The sequence below is a fragment of the Gammaproteobacteria bacterium genome (assembly GCA_015709695.1).
Lineage (GTDB): Bacteria > Pseudomonadota > Gammaproteobacteria > Steroidobacterales.
Window position 1 is genome coordinate 562,898 of record CP054183.1, and the last position, 16,493, is coordinate 579,390.

The 16,493-nt window shown below is 69.4% G+C and carries 16 protein-coding genes and 1 tRNA gene; 10 read left to right on the plus strand and 7 right to left on the minus strand.

The window, feature by feature from the left end:
- Window positions 1-18: 18 nt before the first annotated feature.
- The gene (locus tag HRU81_02650) at window positions 19-1,110 is read right to left on the minus strand and encodes a cell division protein ZapE (GenBank protein ID QOJ31097.1); all 1,092 of its coding nucleotides are present in this window, start codon (window positions 1,108-1,110) and stop codon (window positions 19-21) included.
- Window positions 1,111-1,283: 173 nt separating this feature from the next.
- Between HRU81_02650 and HRU81_02655 the strand changes: the two genes are divergently transcribed.
- The gene (locus tag HRU81_02655) at window positions 1,284-2,909 is read left to right on the plus strand and encodes an electron transfer flavoprotein-ubiquinone oxidoreductase (protein QOJ33252.1); all 1,626 of its coding nucleotides are present in this window, start codon (window positions 1,284-1,286) and stop codon (window positions 2,907-2,909) included.
- Window positions 2,910-2,930: 21 nt separating this feature from the next.
- On the opposite strand, the gene HRU81_02660 is transcribed toward HRU81_02655, so the two are convergent.
- Both HRU81_02660 and HRU81_02665 read right to left on the minus strand, forming a co-directional pair.
- Window positions 2,931-4,112: an acetyl-CoA C-acyltransferase gene (locus HRU81_02660; protein QOJ31098.1), complete on the minus strand. Its 1,182-nt coding sequence runs from the start codon at window positions 4,110-4,112 to the stop codon at window positions 2,931-2,933.
- Between the two features lie 96 nt (window positions 4,113-4,208).
- The gene (locus HRU81_02665; protein ID QOJ31099.1) at window positions 4,209-4,955 is read right to left on the minus strand and encodes a 1-acyl-sn-glycerol-3-phosphate acyltransferase; all 747 of its coding nucleotides are present in this window, start codon (window positions 4,953-4,955) and stop codon (window positions 4,209-4,211) included.
- A gap of 270 nt (window positions 4,956-5,225) precedes the next feature.
- Here HRU81_02665 and xerD point away from each other — a divergent pair, with 270 nt between their 5' ends.
- Together xerD and HRU81_02675 are read left to right on the plus strand one after the other, a co-directional pair.
- Window positions 5,226-6,164: a site-specific tyrosine recombinase XerD gene (gene xerD / locus HRU81_02670; GenBank protein ID QOJ31100.1), complete on the plus strand. Its 939-nt coding sequence runs from the start codon at window positions 5,226-5,228 to the stop codon at window positions 6,162-6,164.
- A 131-nt stretch (window positions 6,165-6,295) separates the two neighbouring features.
- Window positions 6,296-7,012 (plus strand): thioredoxin fold domain-containing protein, encoded by a 717-nt coding sequence (locus HRU81_02675; protein QOJ31101.1) that lies wholly within the window; start codon window positions 6,296-6,298, stop codon window positions 7,010-7,012.
- 42 nt (window positions 7,013-7,054) lie between these two features.
- On the opposite strand, the gene HRU81_02680 is transcribed toward HRU81_02675, so the two are convergent.
- The 3 genes from HRU81_02680 to HRU81_02690 form a co-directional block, all read right to left on the minus strand.
- Entirely contained in the window at window positions 7,055-7,378 is a 324-nt protein-coding gene (locus tag HRU81_02680; protein QOJ31102.1) for a ferredoxin family protein, read from the minus strand.
- A 145-nt stretch (window positions 7,379-7,523) separates the two neighbouring features.
- Window positions 7,524-8,066, minus strand: a complete 543-nt coding sequence (locus HRU81_02685) for an NUDIX hydrolase (protein QOJ31103.1) — start codon at window positions 8,064-8,066, stop codon at window positions 7,524-7,526.
- A 54-nt stretch (window positions 8,067-8,120) separates the two neighbouring features.
- Window positions 8,121-8,207, minus strand: a tRNA-Leu gene (locus HRU81_02690).
- A gap of 65 nt (window positions 8,208-8,272) precedes the next feature.
- On the opposite strand from HRU81_02690, the gene queA reads away from it, so the two are divergent.
- From queA to secF, 5 genes are read left to right on the plus strand one after another with little or no spacing between them, the layout of a single operon-like run.
- The gene (gene queA, locus HRU81_02695; protein ID QOJ31104.1) at window positions 8,273-9,307 is read left to right on the plus strand and encodes a tRNA preQ1(34) S-adenosylmethionine ribosyltransferase-isomerase QueA; all 1,035 of its coding nucleotides are present in this window, start codon (window positions 8,273-8,275) and stop codon (window positions 9,305-9,307) included.
- Entirely contained in the window at window positions 9,304-10,452 is a 1,149-nt protein-coding gene (gene tgt / locus HRU81_02700) for a tRNA guanosine(34) transglycosylase Tgt (protein ID QOJ31105.1), read from the plus strand. The genes queA and tgt overlap by 4 nt, the downstream gene beginning before the upstream one ends.
- A gap of 38 nt (window positions 10,453-10,490) precedes the next feature.
- Window positions 10,491-10,817: a preprotein translocase subunit YajC gene (gene yajC, locus HRU81_02705; GenBank protein ID QOJ31106.1), complete on the plus strand. Its 327-nt coding sequence runs from the start codon at window positions 10,491-10,493 to the stop codon at window positions 10,815-10,817.
- Window positions 10,818-10,834: 17 nt separating this feature from the next.
- Window positions 10,835-12,679 (plus strand): protein translocase subunit SecD, encoded by a 1,845-nt coding sequence (gene secD / locus HRU81_02710; protein QOJ33253.1) that lies wholly within the window; start codon window positions 10,835-10,837, stop codon window positions 12,677-12,679.
- A gap of 9 nt (window positions 12,680-12,688) precedes the next feature.
- Window positions 12,689-13,627 carry a protein translocase subunit SecF gene (gene secF, locus HRU81_02715; protein ID QOJ31107.1) on the plus strand — a complete coding sequence of 313 codons (939 nt, stop codon included), beginning with the start codon at window positions 12,689-12,691 and terminating at the stop codon, window positions 13,625-13,627.
- Between the two features lie 27 nt (window positions 13,628-13,654).
- Here the strand turns inward: secF and HRU81_02720 are convergent, their stop codons facing one another.
- Window positions 13,655-14,437, minus strand: a complete 783-nt coding sequence (locus HRU81_02720; GenBank protein ID QOJ31108.1) for an inositol monophosphatase — start codon at window positions 14,435-14,437, stop codon at window positions 13,655-13,657.
- 134 nt (window positions 14,438-14,571) lie between these two features.
- Here HRU81_02720 and HRU81_02725 point away from each other — a divergent pair, with 134 nt between their 5' ends.
- Both HRU81_02725 and HRU81_02730 read left to right on the plus strand, forming a co-directional pair.
- The gene (locus tag HRU81_02725) at window positions 14,572-15,339 is read left to right on the plus strand and encodes an RNA methyltransferase (protein QOJ31109.1); all 768 of its coding nucleotides are present in this window, start codon (window positions 14,572-14,574) and stop codon (window positions 15,337-15,339) included.
- The gene (locus HRU81_02730) at window positions 15,336-16,487 is read left to right on the plus strand and encodes a cysteine desulfurase (GenBank protein QOJ31110.1); all 1,152 of its coding nucleotides are present in this window, start codon (window positions 15,336-15,338) and stop codon (window positions 16,485-16,487) included. The genes HRU81_02725 and HRU81_02730 overlap by 4 nt, the downstream gene beginning before the upstream one ends.
- The last annotated feature ends 6 nt before the right edge of the window (window positions 16,488-16,493 follow it).

A 16,493-nucleotide genomic window follows, 5' to 3' on the forward strand; every position in this document is an offset into this window, starting at 1 on the left:
GCCGGTACCGGGTCCGGGTCAGGGCACATGGGGTGCTGCCAGGTAGGCCTTCGACTGCATTTCCAGCAGCCGGCTGCGCGTGCGGCGGAACTCGCGGGCCAGCCGCGTGCCCCGGTAGAGGCCGTCCACGGCCGCGGCGGCCGAGAGGATCAGCTTGACCCGTCGGTCGTAGAACTCATCCACCAGCGCGATGAAGCGCCGTGCCGTGTCCTCCCCGGCCACGCCCAGCACCGGCACGCCTGAGACGATCACCGCCTGGAAGGCACGCGCGATCTCGATGTAGTCATCCTGGCTGCGCGGGCCATCGCACAGCACGGCGAAGTCGAACCAGGCGACGCCGGCCGCGCGCCGGCGCAGGGCGAGGTCGCGGCCGTTGATCTCCATGACCTGGTCGCTGCTGCCGGTGTCCGGGGCCAGCGCCTGGAACCACTGCCCGAGGCTGGCCTCGGCCGCGGCATCCAGTGGCGTGTGGTAGATGCCGGCGCGCTCCAGCACCCGCAGCCGGTAGTCGACACCACCATCCACCTGCACCACTTCCGTGAACTGCTTGATGAGGGCGATGGCCGGCAGGAACCGCTGGCGTTGAAGGCCTTCGCGGTAGAGGTCATCAGGCGGGATGTTGGAGGTGGCCACCAGGGTGACGCCGCGGCGGAACAGCGCATCGAGCAGGTTGCCGAGGATCATGGCATCGGCGATGTCGGTGACGAAGAACTCGTCGAAGCAGATGACGCGGGCCTGGCTGGCGAATTCGGCGGCGACGGTCTCCAGCGGCGCGGGCTGGTCGTGCAGCGCCTTCAGGCGCCCGTGCACGCGATACATCAGCCGGTGGAAGTGGTAGCGCAGGCGCTGGTCCTGCGGCAGGCTGTCGCAGAAGAGGTCCATGATGAAAGTCTTGCCGCGACCGACATCGCCCCAGAGGTAGGCGCCACGGACCGGCGCATCCGCCTTGCCGCGCAGGCGGCGCAGCAGCCGGTCCGGCAGCGAGCGCTGCGCCCGCCGTGCGAGATCGCCTGCCACGCGGTCCAGCACCGCGACCGCCCGTTGCTGGGCCGGGTCCGCGGTGAATGACTTGCCGGCCAGGGCGGCTGCATAGCGTTGGGACGGTTTCATGGCCTGCGCACGGGGGATCGGCCGGCTAGGGTAATGGCAAGGCGCGGGGCCGGCAAACGTGTAGCAGCCGGCCATCGTGCCGTGGAGCGGGCCGCCACAGTAGAATGAGCGCCCCGGCGGCATCCGGCCGGGGAAACCAGGCGAGGCGTGGTCGCATGTCCGAACGCGAGTCCATGGAATTCGACGTGCTGATCGTGGGCGCCGGTCCCTGCGGCCTCGCCGCGGCCTGTCGCCTCATGCAGCTGGCACAGGCGGCAGGCACGGAATTGAATGTCGCGGTGGTGGAGAAGGGCGCGGAGATCGGCGCCCATATCCTCTCCGGCGCGGTGCTCGAGCCACGCGCCCTCGATGAGCTGTTCCCCGACTGGCGTGAGCGCGAGGCGCCGGCGCACACGCCGGTGCGTGCCGATGAGTTCCACTTCCTCACCGGTGACACGGGCGGCTGGCGCGTGCCGCATGCCTTCGTTCCTTACCCTTCACGCAATGAGGGCAACTGCATCATCAGCGTCGGCAATCTCTGTCGCTGGCTGGGCCGTCAGGCCGAGGCGCTGGGCGTGAACCTGTTCCCCGGCTTCGCCGCTGCCGGGGTGCTCTACGAGGGCGAGCGCGTCGCCGGCGTCGTCACCGGCGACATGGGCCGCGACCGCCAGGGCCAGCCGCGCGATTCCTTCCAGCCCGGCTACGAGCTGCGTGCGCGCTACACGGTGTTCGCCGAAGGTTGCCGCGGCAGCCTCGGCAAGGAACTGATGCGGCGCTTCGAGCTGCGCCGCGACTGCGATCCGCAGCACTATGGCATCGGCCTCAAGGAAGTCTGGACCATCGATCCGGCACTGCACCAGGAGGGCCTGGTGGTCCACACCCTCGGCTGGCCACTCGCCAACGACACCGAGGGCGGCGGCTTCCTCTACCATGCGCCCGACCATCAGATTTACCTGGGGTTCATCGTCGCGCTCGACTATGCCAACCCCTGGCTCGATCCGTTCATGGAGTTCCAGCGCTGGAAGCAGCATCCGCGCATCCGTCGCTTCCTGGAAGGCGGCAAGCGCGTGGCCTATGGTGCGCGGGCCGTGAACAAGGGCGGCCTGCAGTCGCTGCCACGGCTGGCATTCCCCGGGGGCGTGCTCGCCGGCTGCGAGGCCGGCTTCCTCAATGGCGCGAAGATCAAGGGCACCCATACCGCGATGAAGACCGGCATGCTCGCCGCGGAAGCGATTTTCGCGGCGCTGGCGTCCGGCACGCCGGAGGTGCTGGAGGACTACGAGGAGCGGGTCCGCGACTCATGGGTCCATGAGGAGCTGCACCGGGTGCGCAACTTCGGTCCCGCGCAATACAAGCTCGGGACTTTCCTCGGCGCCGCCTTTACCTGGTTCGACCAGAACCTGGCCGGCGGCCGCCTGCCCTTCACCTGGCACAACCGCCTGCCCGACCACGCGGCCCTGAAGCGCGCCGCGGATTGCCCGCGCATCGACTACCCCAGGCCCGATGGTGTGGTGAGCTTCGACCGGCTGTCCTCGGTCTATCTGTCCAGCACCCACCACGAGGAAGACCAGCCCTGTCACCTTCGGCTGGCCGATCCGGCCATCCCGGTGAAGTACAACCTGCCGCTGTACGCGGAGCCGGCGCAGCGCTACTGCCCGGCTGGCGTGTACGAGATCGTCGCGGAGGCGGGCGGCGAGCGGCTGCAGATCAACGCGCAGAACTGCGTGCACTGCAAGACCTGCGACATCAAGGACCCGGCGCAGAACATCGACTGGACGGTTCCCGAGGGCGGCGGCGGCCCCAACTACACCGGCATGTAGCGCCCGGCGGTACCGGCCGGTTCAGCCGGTCTCGACCGCCAGCGCCAGCGCTTCCCCGCCGCCGATGCACAGGGCGGAAATGCCCCGGCCACCGCCCCGCTGGCGCAGGGCATGCACCAGGGTGACCAGCACGCGCGTGCCGGTGGCGCCGATCGGGTGGCCGAGGGCGCAGGCCCCGCCGTGGACGTTGACCCGCGCCGGATCCAGCTCCAGTTCGTGGATGCTGCCCATGGTGACGCAGGCGAAGGCCTCGTTGATCTCGTAGAGGTCCACGTCGCCGGCACGCCAGCCGGTACGCTCCAGCAGCGTGCGGATGGCATTGCTGGGGGCGGTGGTGAACCACTCGGGCTCGTGCGCATGGGCGGCGAAGCCGGCGATGCGCGCCAGCGGCCGGAGCCCACGGCGCGCGGCCTCGGCCGCACCCATGAGGATGACCGCGGCGGCGCCATCGGAGATGGCCGAGGAACTGGCGGCGGTCACCGTGCCGTCCTTCGCGAAGGCCGGTTTCAGCGTCGGGATCCGCGCGACGTCGGCGCGGAACGGCTCCTCGTCGCGATCCACGAGCGTCTCTCCCGCGCGGCTCTTCACCGCCACCGGGGTGATCTCGGTGCGGAAATCGCCGCCGCTGCAGGCGGCCAGCGCGCGGCGCACGGACTCGGCCGCGAACGCATCCTGCGCCTCGCGCGTGAAGCCATACCGGCGCGCGGTCTGCTCCGCGAAGTGCCCCATCATGTTGCCGTCGTACGGGTTCTGCAGGCCGTCGGTGAACATGTGGTCGAGCACCTGCTGGTGTCCCATGCGGTAGCCGGCCCGTGCCTTCGGCAGCAGGTAGGGCGCATTGCTCATGGACTCCATGCCCCCGGCGAGGACCACCCCGGCGCTGCCGGTGCGGATCATGTCGTGGCCGATGATCACGCTGGCGAGACCCGATCCGCAGACCTTGTTGATCGTCATGGTGGGCAGGCGATTGGGCAGGCCGGCGGCAAGCACAGCCTGGCGGGCCGGCGCCTGGCCGACACCGGCCTGCAGCACGCAGCCCATCAGCGCATGGTGCAGCTCGCTTCCCGGCAGGCCGGTATCCTCGAGGCAGGCACGGATCGCCGTGGCGGCGAGCTGGGGCGTGGTGACCGGGGCGAGGCTGCCCTGGAAGGCGCCGATGGGCGTGCGCCTCGCGGCAACGATGACGACGGGTTCAGCACTCACGGTTTTGTTCCTGTCCGGCTGGGCCACGCCCGAAGGGCGCGATTATGCGGTGCCTCATGGGTTCCGCCAAGGCGGCCCGCCGCGCCGTGCCTGCCTTCACGATTCCTGGCCGACGAGGTCCGGTTCGGGCAGGTCCGCGAGGATGCTGGTCCGGCTGGCGCTGCGCAGGGTGGCCACCGCATCGCCCGCGGCGTCGTGGTGCAACGGCGGCTTGACGAGGACCTCGAGCGGCGCGCGGCGGGGCAGGAGCATGTCGGCTGCAAGCATCGCGCGGCTGCCGCGGATGATGACCGGCACCACCGGCACGCGGCCACGGGCAGCGGCGGCGAAGGCCCCGCCCTGGAACCGGCGCAGGCCCGGCTCCGCGCGGAACGTGCCCTCGGGAAAGAACACCAGGCTTTGCCGCGTCTCGGCCAGGGCGAGGATGCGGCGTGCATCGGCGGCGCCGCGGCGCGTGTCGAAGCGCTCCACGAACTGGGAGCCAATACGCCGCAGGAAGAAGTGGGCGAAGGGAACCCGGGTCATCTCCCGCTTGATCACGAAGGCGAACCGCGGCGGCAGGACCGCCGCCAGAATGACGCCGTCGAGGTAGCTCGCGTGGTTGGCCACCACCACGCAGGGTGTGGCCGGCAGCTGGTCGAGGCCGGTCACCCGCGGACTGGAGGCGATCAGCGCCAGGAACAGCCGTGCGCTGCGCTGCGTGGCAACGCGGCGCGGGCCGACGCCGGGCAGCAGCGCCGTCGCGACCAGCAGGCCCAGCGCCACCATGCCGAAGGCCAGCCAGCAGGCCAGGCCGTAGGCAATCTCGGCGGTGCGGGTGGCGGTGCGGGGCGGCGTTTGCATTCTGTCAAAGGGCGAATTTATGTAACCCGTTGAGGGATTTGTGAGTGTGATCACGCACAGGCAAAACCTTGCCGCGCATACTGAACCATAACTTCCGTCACCACGGGGCAGCTGCCCACCCGGTCATTGTGCGGTGGGGCCAGTCGCCGGCGGACCGTGTCGCGCACCGGTTATCGGCACGCGGTCCGGGCCACTGAACCTGCCCCGGGTCCGCCATGGATGGCGGGCCTGCGGCGGCCATGGAATTGCTGAGCGGAGCGAAGTTACGTAATGTCCCCGACTTCCGTCAACGCCGTGGCGGGCAACAGTCCGCCGCCCAACTCCACCGAGGCGATCATCGACAAGTTCCTCGACGCCATCTGGATGGAGCGTGGCCTTTCCGCCAACACGCTCGGCGCCTACCGGGCCGACCTGCTGGCGCTGCAGCGCTGGCTGGCCCAGCGGGACAAGAGCCTGATCTATGCGACCCGCGCCGACCTGCTGGCCTTCATCGCCTGGCGGGCGAAGGAGGGGGCGAAGCCACGCTCCACGGCGCGCCAGCTCTCCAGTTTTCGCCGCTTCTACCGGTTCGCCCTGCGCGAGGGAGTCATCGCCGAGGATCCCACGCTGAAGATCGACATGCCGAAGATCGGCCGGGCGCTGCCGCAGTCGCTGACCGAGTCCGAGGTGGAGTCACTGCTCGCCGCGCCCGATGTCAACGATCCCATCGGCCATCGCGACCGCACCATGCTCGAGGTGCTGTACGCCACGGGCCTGCGCGTGTCGGAGCTGATCAACCTGCGCCAGGCGCAGATCAACCTCAACCAGGGCGTGCTCCGGGTGCGCGGCAAGGGTGATCGCGAGCGGCTCATTCCGCTCGGCGAGGAGTCGCAGCGCTGGCTGCGGGAGTTCGTCACCGGCCCGCGGGTGGAGATCCTGCTGGAGCGACAGACCGAGTACCTGTTCCCGACGCGCCGCGGCGACCGCATGACCCGACAGGCCTTCTGGCACATCATCAAGCGCTATGCGAAGAAGGCCGACATCCTCGGCAAGCTGTCGCCGCATACGCTGCGCCATGCTTTCGCCACGCACCTGCTCAACAACGGTGCCGACCTGCGCGTGGTGCAGATGCTGCTGGGCCACAGCGACCTGTCGACCACGCAGATCTATACTCACGTGGCCCGCGAGCGCATGAAGGAAATGCACGCCCAGCATCACCCGCGCGGCTGATGCGGACGGGCCTGCCGCCGCCCGGGCGGCAGCGCACCCTGTGCTACCATGGCCTCCCGCCAGGCGGTACTGAACGCCGCCGGAGCACCGCGGTCGAACACCGCGTTCGTCTCCCCCACGAGGATCGCCCTATGCGTCGCTTGCTGTTTCCCGTCCTGCTCGGGCTGAGTGCCCCGGCGCTCGCCGCGGACGTGCCGGAGGCCATCGCCCGGCAGCTGCAGCAGACGTTTCCCGAAGTGCGCGCGGAACAGATCTCGCCGACGCCGGTTCCGGGGCTGTTCGAGCTGCGCGTCGGCCCGCAGATTGCCTATGTCTCCGCCGACGGCCGCTACCTGGTGCGCGGGGACATCATCGACGTGAAGTCGGATACCAACATTTCCGAGGAGCGGCGCGCCAGCGCGCGGCTGGCGGCCATCGACGACATCGGCGAAAGCCGCATGATCATCTTCACGCCGAAGCAGGTGAAGCACACGATCAGCGTCTTCACCGACGTCGACTGCGGTTATTGCCGCAAGCTGCACCGGCAGATCAACGACTACCTGGCCCAGGGCATCCGCGTGCGCTACCTGTTCTTCCCGCGCAGCGGGCCCAACACCGACAGCTGGGCCAAGGCCGAGAAGGTCTGGTGCTCGGCCGATCGCGCCGATGCCTTGACCCGCTCCAAGCGCGGCGAGGCACTCACCGCCAGGCCCTGCAGCCCGACGCCGATCCGGCAGCACTACGACCTGGGGCTGACGTTTGGCGTGACCGGCACGCCGGCAATCATCACCGACACGGGCGAGCTGCTGCCGGGCTACGTACCGCCTGCGGAACTGGCGGACTACCTCAACGGCAAGACGGCCGGCTGATCCCGCCGGCCGGGAAGTCTGCGGGGCGCGGCACCGTGACGGCTAGCGCTCCAGCAGGTGGAATTTCTCGAAGACCTTGGCCCATTCGTCGGCATCACCCGGGGGCGTGCCCGCTTCGGTGATCACCGGCCAGGCCTTGGCCAGCTCGCCATTCAGCTTCTTGTAGTGCTCGTGCTTGGCGGGGACTTCGTCCTCCGACATGATGGCTTCCACCGGGCACTCCGGCTCGCAGAGCGTGCAGTCGATGCACTCCTCGGGGTCGATGACCAGCATGTTGGGGCCCTCGTGGAAGCAGTCCACCGGGCACACTTCCACGCAGTCCATGTACTTGCACTTGATGCAGTTTTCCGTGACGACGAACGCCATGCTCTTCTCCTGGAGCGCTTGCCCGGGTCAGCGGGCCGAAAGATGGGGGCTAATTTAGGGGTTTGCCCCGGAAAATCAATTGTATTTCATACGGGGATGCCTTGCTGCGACCATTCGCCGCGTGGTACTGGCATTGCGCAGCCGTTCAGCCTAGGCGGATGCGTGGGACACTGGCGAGGTGCAGCGTCCCATTGCCGCTGCCGGTGTCCGCCAGGCAGCGTTCCAGCGCGATGCGGACGCTTGGAAAGGCGATCTCGTCCCAGGGGATGGCGGCAGGCGCGAACAGCCGCACCTCCAGGGATTCCTCCCCCGCGGCAAAGGCAGGCTCGCGCAGCCGGCCGCGGAAGAACACGTGGACCTGGCGTGCGTGCACCACGTCGACGATGGCGAACAGCGCGCCCAGCTCGACCTGCGCCTCGGCTTCTTCCCAGGTCTCGCGGATCGCACCCTCGGCCAGTGTCTCGCCGATCTCCATGAATCCCGCGGGCACGGTCCAGAAGCCGCGCCGCGGCTCGATGGCACGACGGCAAAGCAGGATCGCGCCCTGGTACTCCGGCACACAGCCGACGACGATGAGCGGGTTCACGTAGTGGACATGCCCGCAGCTGCCGCAGACATGCCGCGGCCGGTTGTCGCCCGCAGGCACCTTCAGGCTCACGGGCTGTCCACACTGGCTGCAGAAGTTCATCGGAGGCCGCCGGGATCATCACGCTGGCTGCGGACCCTGCGCGCCGCTGCGCGCTGGTGCCGGGAGAGGGACTTGAACCCACACGGTGTCGCCACCAACGGATTTTGAGTCCGCCGCGTCTACCAATTCCGCCATCCCGGCGCGGGGCGCCAAGGATACACAGGGGTCCCCGGGGCGTCCACGCGCCGCGGGTACAATGCGCCGCCGTGAAACCCGAGGACTTCAGCTACGCATTGCCGCCCGGGCTGGTGGCACAGCAGCCACTGGCCGAGCGCGGTGCCAGCCGGCTGCTGTGTCTGCATGGCGACGGCACGACCGCGGACCTCGTGTTCCCGGACCTGGCCAGGCTGCTGCGGCCGGGTGACCTGCTGGTGGTGAACGATACCCGCGTGATTCCCGCGCGGGTGCTGGGCGCCAAGCGCAGCGGCGGGCGCGTCGAGATGCTGGTCGAGCGCGTGCTCGGCGAGCGTCTGGCGCTGGTGCAGCTGCGCTCGAGCCATGCGCCGCGGCCGGGCACCTGGCTCGACTTCGGCAGCGATGCGGCCCGCATGTGCGAGCGCCGCGGCCCGTTCTTCGTGCTGGAGTTCGCTGCACCGGTGATGGCGGTGCTGGAGCGCTCCGGCCACGTGCCCTTGCCGCCCTACATCCGCCGCACCGATACGGACGCCGACCGCCAGAGCTACCAGACCCTGTTCGCGCGCCATCCGGGCGCCGTGGCCGCGCCCACGGCGGGCCTGCATTTCGATGCCGCGCTGCTCGCGCGCCTGGCGGCGCTGGGAGTGGGCGTGGCGAGCGTCACCCTGCACGTTGGCGCCGGCACCTTCGCGCCGCTGCGGCCGGAACAGCTGTCGGCCGGGAGATTGCATGCGGAGCGCGTCGAGGTGACGGCAGCCACGGTGTCGGCCATCGCCGCCGCGCGCGCCACGGGTGGGCGCATCGTCGCCGTGGGCACCACCGTGGTGCGGGCACTGGAAACCGCGGCCCGCGAGGGCACGCTGGCGCCCTATGCCGGCGAGACCGAGCTCTTCATCAGGCCCGGTTACCGCTTTCACGCGGTCGACGCGCTGGTGACCAACTTCCACCTGCCACAGTCTTCGCTGCTGATGCTGGTGTGCGCCTTTGGTGGCACCCCGGCGGTACTCGCCGCCTATCGTCATGCCGTGCAGGAGCGCTACCGTTTCTTCAGCTATGGTGACGCCATGTTCCTGGAACGGCGGCAGCTGCCCGGAGAAGGCGCGTGAGCACGACATCCGGCTTCACGGTCACGGCAACCGACGGCGCAGCCCGCCGCGGCCGCCTGCACCTCGCGCGCGGTGTGGTCGAGACACCGGTCTTCATGCCCGTGGGCACCTACGGCACGGTGAAGGCCATGACCGCAGAGGAACTCCTCGACGCGGGCGCGGAGATCGTGCTCGCCAACACCTTCCACCTGATGCTGCGCCCGGGCAGCGAGCTGGTCGCCAGCCTCGGCGGCCTGCATCGCTTCATGCACTGGGAGCGGCCGATCCTCACCGATTCGGGCGGCTTCCAGGTGTTCAGCCTCGGCGGCAAGACCCGCATCCGCGAGGACGGTGTGGAGTTCAGCTCGCCGGTGAACGGTGACCGCGTGTTCCTCACCCCGGAAAAGTCCATGGCGGTGCAGGCCGCACTCGGCAGCGACATCCACATGATCTTCGATGACTGCACGCCGTGGCCGGCCACCGAGGCGGTGGCGCGCGAGTCCATGGAGCGCTCGCTGCGCTGGGCCCGCGCCAGCCGCGGCGCCTTCGAAGCCCATGGCGGGCACGCCGCCGGGCATGCCGTGTTCGGCATCGTCCAGGGCGGCATGTACCCGCGGCTGCGCGCCGCCTCGCTGGACGGGCTGCTGCCGATGGGTTTCGACGGCCTGGCCATCGGCGGGCTCTCGGTGGGCGAGCCGGAGGCCGAGCGGCTGGCGGTACTGGAGGCACTGCTGCCGGCGATGCCCGCCGGACGACCCCGCTACCTGATGGGCGTGGGCACTCCCTCCGACATCGTCAAGGCCGTGTGCCTGGGCGTGGACATGTTCGACTGCGTCATGCCCACGCGCAATGCGCGCAACGGGCACCTGTTCACGGAGGACGGCGCGCTGCGCATCCGCAATGCCTGCTACCGCGACGACCCGCGGCCCATCGAGGAGGGTTGCGGCTGCTACACCTGCCGCCACTACAGCCGGGCCTACCTGCGCCACCTGGACGCCTGCGGCGAGATCCTCGGCAGCCGGCTCAACACCATCCACAACCTGCACTTCTACCTCGGCCTGATGCGGCGCCTGCGCCAGGCCATCGAAGCCGGCAGCCTGGCCGCCTTCGCCCGGGGCTTCCTCGCGCGGCAGGAAGCCTCGTCCGCCGGATCATCTGTGCAATAATAGCGGGCCTTTTTCGCGAACCCCCAGGGGACTTTCAAATGAGCTTGCTGATCCAGGACGCATGGGCTCAGGGTGCGGCCGCGCCGGCGGACCCGCTGTTTTCCATGCTGCCGCTCGTGCTGGTCTTCGTGGTCTTCTATTTCTTCCTCATCAGGCCACAGAGCAAGCGGCAGAAGGAACACAAGGAGATGGTGGCCAAGCTCGCGGTGGGTGACGAGATCGTCACCGCCGGCGGCGTGCTCGGCAAGGTGACCGAGATCGGCGAGCAGTTCCTCGAGGTGGAGATCTCCAGCGGCGTGCGCATCAAGGTCCAGCGCCACACCATCGGCGCCGTGATGCCCAAGGGCACCATCAAGAGCACCTGATCCGGCTGGCCCACATGCTGAACCACTATCCGCCGTGGAAGAACATCCTGATCGCCGTCATCATGGCTGCCGGCGTCCTCGTGGCGCTGCCCAACATCTTCGGCGAGGACCCCGCGCTGCAGATCACCCTGGAGAAGGGCGGCAAGATCGACGAGGGATCGGCCGAGGAGATACAGCGCACGGTGCAGTCCGCCGGGGTCGGGCAGTCGCGGCTGTATTTCGAGAAGGGACGGGTGGTGGCCACCTTTCCCACGGTGGACGGCCAGCTGCGCGCCGGTGACAAGCTGCGCGAGGTGCTCGGCAAGGGTTACATCGTCGCCCTGGCGCTCGAGCCGCGCACGCCGCGCTGGCTGGCGGCGCTGGGCCTCAAGCCCGTGAGGCTGGGCCTGGACCTGCGCGGTGGCGTGCACTTCCTGTTCCAGGTGGACATGGAGGCGGCGCTCAACCAGCGGCTCGACCGCTACGCCTCCGACTTCAGCCGCATCCTGCGCGACAACCGCATCCGCCGCAACGTGCGCCTCGACGGCAAGGAGGTGCGCATCGAGCTCGCGGATGCCGCCGATGCCGACCAGGCGATGAAGCTCATCAAGGAGTCCGACCCGAACATCGAGCTGCGCCGCGAGTCGGCCGCGGAGGGCGTGGTGCTGGTGGCGCGCATGACCGAGCAGCAGGTGCGCGAGCGGCAGAACTTCGCCATCGAGCAGAACACCGTGACGCTGCGCAACCGCGTCAACGAGCTGGGCGTTTCGGAGCCGGTGGTGCAGCGGCAGGGCGTCGACCGCATCCTGGTGCAGCTGCCCGGCGTGCAGGACCCCGCACAGGCCGAGCGCGTGCTCGGCGCCACGGCCACCCTGGAGTTCCGCCTGGTGTGCGAGGGCGAGAATCCGCTCGACGCGCAGCAGAAGGGCCGGGCACCGGTGGGCTGCGAGCTCTACAAGGACCGTGGCGGGGCACCGGTGCTGCTGCGCCGGCGCACCATCATCACCGGTGACCAGCTGATCGATGCCGCCCAGACATTCGACCAGGGCATGCCGGCGGTTTCCGTGCGGCTGGATGCCAAGGGTGGCCGCGAGATGCTCGAGACCACCAAGGCCAACCTCAACAAGCCCATGGCCGTGGTCTTCGTCGAGCAGAAGCGCGAGCGCGTCGAGCGCGATGGCCAGGTCACCGAGGTGCCGCGGGAGACCAGGGAAGTCATCAGCGTCGCTACTATCCGCGGCGTGTTCTCCTCGCAGTTCCAGATCACCGGCCTCGACGTGGTCGAGGCCCGGGACCTGGCGCTGCTGCTGCGCGCCGGTTCGCTGGCGGCACCCATCTACAAGGTGGAGGAGCGCACCATCGGCCCGAGCCTCGGCCAGGACAACATCGACAAGGGCATCATGGCCACCGTGGTCGGGTTGTTGCTGGTGGTCAGTTTCATGGCGATCTACTACAAGGGCTTCGGCCTGGTTGCCGACATCGGCCTGATCAGCAACCTGGTGCTGCTGCTCGCGCTGCTGTCATTGCTGCCGACGGCGCTGTCTCTGCCCGGCATCGCCGGCATCGTGCTGACCATGGGCATGGCGGTGGATGCCAACGTGCTGATCTACGAGCGGGTGCGCGAGGAGCTGCGCAACGGCAACTCGCCGCAGGCGAGCATCCACGCCGGCTTCGAGAAGGCATTCGGCACCATCGTCGACGCCAACATCACCACGCTGATCGCCGGCCTGGTGCTGTTTGCCTTCGGTACCGGCCCGATCAAGGGCTTTGCCGTCGTGCTCTGCCTTGGCATCCTCACCACCATGTTCACGGCAGTGATGCTCAGCCGCTCGATCATCAACGCGATTTTCGGCGGGCGGCGCCTCGAGCGCCTGCCGGTCTAGGAGCGGTCCATGGAGTTCTTCAGGAAGAAGACCAACATCGACTTCATGGGGAAGTCGACCATCACCACCATCCTGTCGCTGGTGATGTTCACGGTGAGCATCGGTTCGTTCCTGGTGCGCGGCCTCAACCTCGGCATCGACTTCACCGGTGGCGTGCTGGTGGAGATCGGCTTCAGTGAAGCGGCGGACCTTGCCGATGTGCGCCAGCAGCTCGAGGCTTCCGGCTTCGGCGAGGCCCAGGTGCAGAACATCGGTTCGGCCCGCGAGGTGCTCATCCGCCTGCCACCACGCGAGACCGCGGACAGCGGCAAGCTCGGCCAGGAAATCATCGGTGCGCTGCAGAAGGCCAATCCCGGCGTGGTGCTGCGCCGGATCGAGTTCGTCGGCCCGCAGGTCGGCAAGGACCTGACCCAGAGCGGTATCCTCGCGATGGTGGTGTGCCTGCTGCTGATCGGCGTCTACATCATGTTCCGCTTCCAGTGGAAATTCGCGGTGGGTGCCATCGTCGGCGTCATCCACGACCCCATCATCACCCTGGGCGTGTTCTCGGAGTTCGGCATCCCCTTCGACCTCTCGGTGATCGCGGCCGTGCTGGCCATCACCGGCTACTCGCTCAACGACACCGTGGTCATCTTCGACCGCATGCGCGAGAACTTTCGTCGTGCCCGCGGCGTGGGTTCGGTGCCCGAGATCATGAACCGCTCGATCAACGACACCCTCAGCCGCACGCTGATGACGCACTTCACCACCTCGCTGGTGATCCTGGCGCTGCTGGTGTTCGGCGGCGAGGCGCTGCGCAGCTTCTCCATCGCGCTGGCCATCGGCGTGGTGATCTGTACCTATTCTTCGATCTACTGCGCCGGCAGCACGGCCATGTACCTGAAGGTGACACCGGCGGATTTCTTGCCGGTGAAGAAGGACAAGGGCGAGGTCGACGCGCTGCCCTGAGTGCCGGCCGGTGCGCGGCCGCCGCGCCTACAGGTGCGGCGCCAGCAGACGATGCAGGGCTTCGCAGACCCTGGGTGAGCCGGCGATGACGTTTCCCGTTTCCAGCACGTCCTGGCCGGGTGTCAGGCTGGCGATCATGCCGCCGGCTTCGCGGATCATCAGGGCGCCGGCGGCGATGTCCCAGATGCTCAGGCCGAATTCCCAGAAGCCGTCGAGGCGGCCGGCCGCCACGTAGCTGAGATCCAGTGCGGCGGAACCCGGGCGGCGCACGCCGGCGGTGTTCTCCATCACCGCCTGCAGCATGGGCATGTATCTGGGCAGCCATTCGTTGTTGCTGCGATAGGGGAAGCCGGTGCCGATCAGCGCGCCTTCCAGTCCCTGCCAGGCGCTGACGCGGATGCGGCGGCCATCGAGCTGCGCCCCACCGCCACGGGTGGCGGTGAACAGCTCCTGCCGGCAGGGGTCGTAGACCACGCCCGCCTCGAGCTGTCCGCGCACCTTCACGGCGATGGAAACGGAGAACACGGGGAAGCCGTGGATGTAGTTGGTGGTGCCGTCGAGCGGGTCGATGATCCAGGTGCACTCGTCGCCGGCGTGGTGGCCGCTCTCCTCGGCGAGGATGCCGTGGTGCGGATAACGCTCGCGAATGCTGGAGATGATGGCCGCCTCGGCGGCATGGTCCACCTGGGTGACGAATTCGTTGCGGGCCTTGCTGCGCACCTCGATGTCGCCGATGCGATTGAGGTAGCGCAACGCGGTATCACCCCCCTTGCGGGCGGCCTTCACGGCGGTATTCAGCAATGCTTGCATGGCGGCTCGCGGGGGTCCGGCTGCGCAGGGGGCGCCATTCTACGGCGGTCGGCCGCCGCGACGCACGTCGCGCGCTGTGGCGCGGGGTGCCGAACCGGTAGAATGCCTGCCCCCGGCGGCGCGAGCCGAATGCCATGGCCTCCGATTCCATACGCTTCGTCCTCTTCGAGCCCAGCCACCCGGGCAACATCGGTGCGGCAGCCCGGGCGCTGAAGACCATGGCGTTCGACCAGCTGGTGCTGGTGAACCCGCCTGCAGGCCATCCGGATCCCGAGGCCCGTGCCCGCGCCTCGGGTGCCGTGGACGTGCTCGAATCGGCCACCGTGGCCAGCAACCTCGCCGGGGCCCTGCAGGGCTGCGGGCTGGTGATCGGCGCCAGCGCCCGCCACCGCCGGCTCGGCATCGCGGAGCTCGATCCCCGGGAGTGCGCGAGCCAGCTCCTCGATGCCAGCCGCTCACGGCCCGCGGCGCTGGTCTTCGGGCCCGAGCGCTCCGGGCTGTCGAATGCGGAACTCGACCTCTGCCAGGCCATCGTCTACATCCCCGCCAATCCGCACTACAGCTCGCTCAACCTGGCCGCCGCCGTACAGTTGCTGGCCTGGGAGCTGCGGGCCGCGCAGGGCGCGCGCGCGGAGCCGCCACCGGCGGAATCGCCGCCGGCAACGGTCGAGGACATGGAGCTGTTCTACGAGCACCTGCAGCGCGTGCTGACTGCCAGCGGTTTCCTCGACCCGGGCAACCCCCGCAACCTCATGCGGCGGCTGCGCCGGCTGTTCAACCGCACGCGGCTCGACCAGAACGAACTCAACATCCTGCGCGGCATTCTCGCCACGCTGGCGCCGGGCTCCGGGGAACGCCACTGGCGCGGCGTGCCGCCGCCAGGCGACGGCATGCCGCGATGATCTACCTCGATCACGCGGCCTCCACACCGGTGGATCCGGCCGTGGCGGCCGGGATGGCCGCGGTGCTGGCCGATCCCGCCCTGCAGGCCAATCCCTCGTCGACGCATGCCGCGGGCGATGCCGCCCGGGCCTGCGTCGAGCAGGCGCGGGCACAGGTGGCGGCGCTGATCGGCGCCCGGCCCGCCGAAGTCATCTGGACATCCGGTGCCACCGAGGCGAACAACCTGGCCGTGATCGGGGCGGCACGCCTGCGTGCGGCACGCGGGCGGCATATTGTCACGGCGGCGAGCGAGCATGCGTCGGTGCTCGCGGCCTGCCGTGAACTCGAGAACCAGGGCTTCGTGGTCACGCGCCTGGCGACGGACGCCGGGGGCATCGTCGCGCCGCAGGCCGTCGCCGCCGCGCTGCGCGCGGACACCACGCTGGTCTCGCTCATGCAGGTCAACAACGAGACCGGCGTGGTGCAGGATGTGGCGGCCGTCGGCGCGCTGTGCCGGTCGCGCGGCGTGCTCTTCCACGTGGATGCCAGCCAGGCCGCCGGGCGCGAGCCGATCGACGTCCGCTCGCAGGCCGTGGACCTCCTGTCGCTCTCCGCACACAAGATGCACGGCCCCAAGGGCGTCGGTGCGCTGTTCATCAGCCGCGAGACGGCGCGGCGGGTGGAGCCGATGCTGTTCGGCGGCGGGCAGGAGCGGGGCCTGCGGCCGGGGACCCTCGCCACGCACCAGGTGGCCGGCATGGGGCTGGCTGCCGGCCTGGCGGCCGCGCAGCGGGCCGGCGACAGCGCGCGGCTCACCACCTTGCGTGACCAGCTGTGGCAGGCCATCGGCGCCCTGCCGGGCGTGTACCTCAATGGCCATCCGCAGCGTCGCGCCTGCCACATCGTCAATGTCAGCGTCGCGGGCGTGGACGGCGAGAGCCTGCTCTTCGCCATGCGCGACCTGGCCGTCTCCAGCGGCGCGGCCTGCGCCGCGGACAGCGACGAGCCATCCGCGGTGCTGCGCCTCCTCGGGCGCTCCCCCGAACTGGCGCAGGCTGCCGTGCGCTTCAGCCTCGGCAGGACGACCACCGCCGACGACGTGGCAGGCGCCGCGCAGCAGTTCATCGCTGCCGTCCGACACCTGCGGCGCGTGGCCCCGGCCGCCTGAGCATCG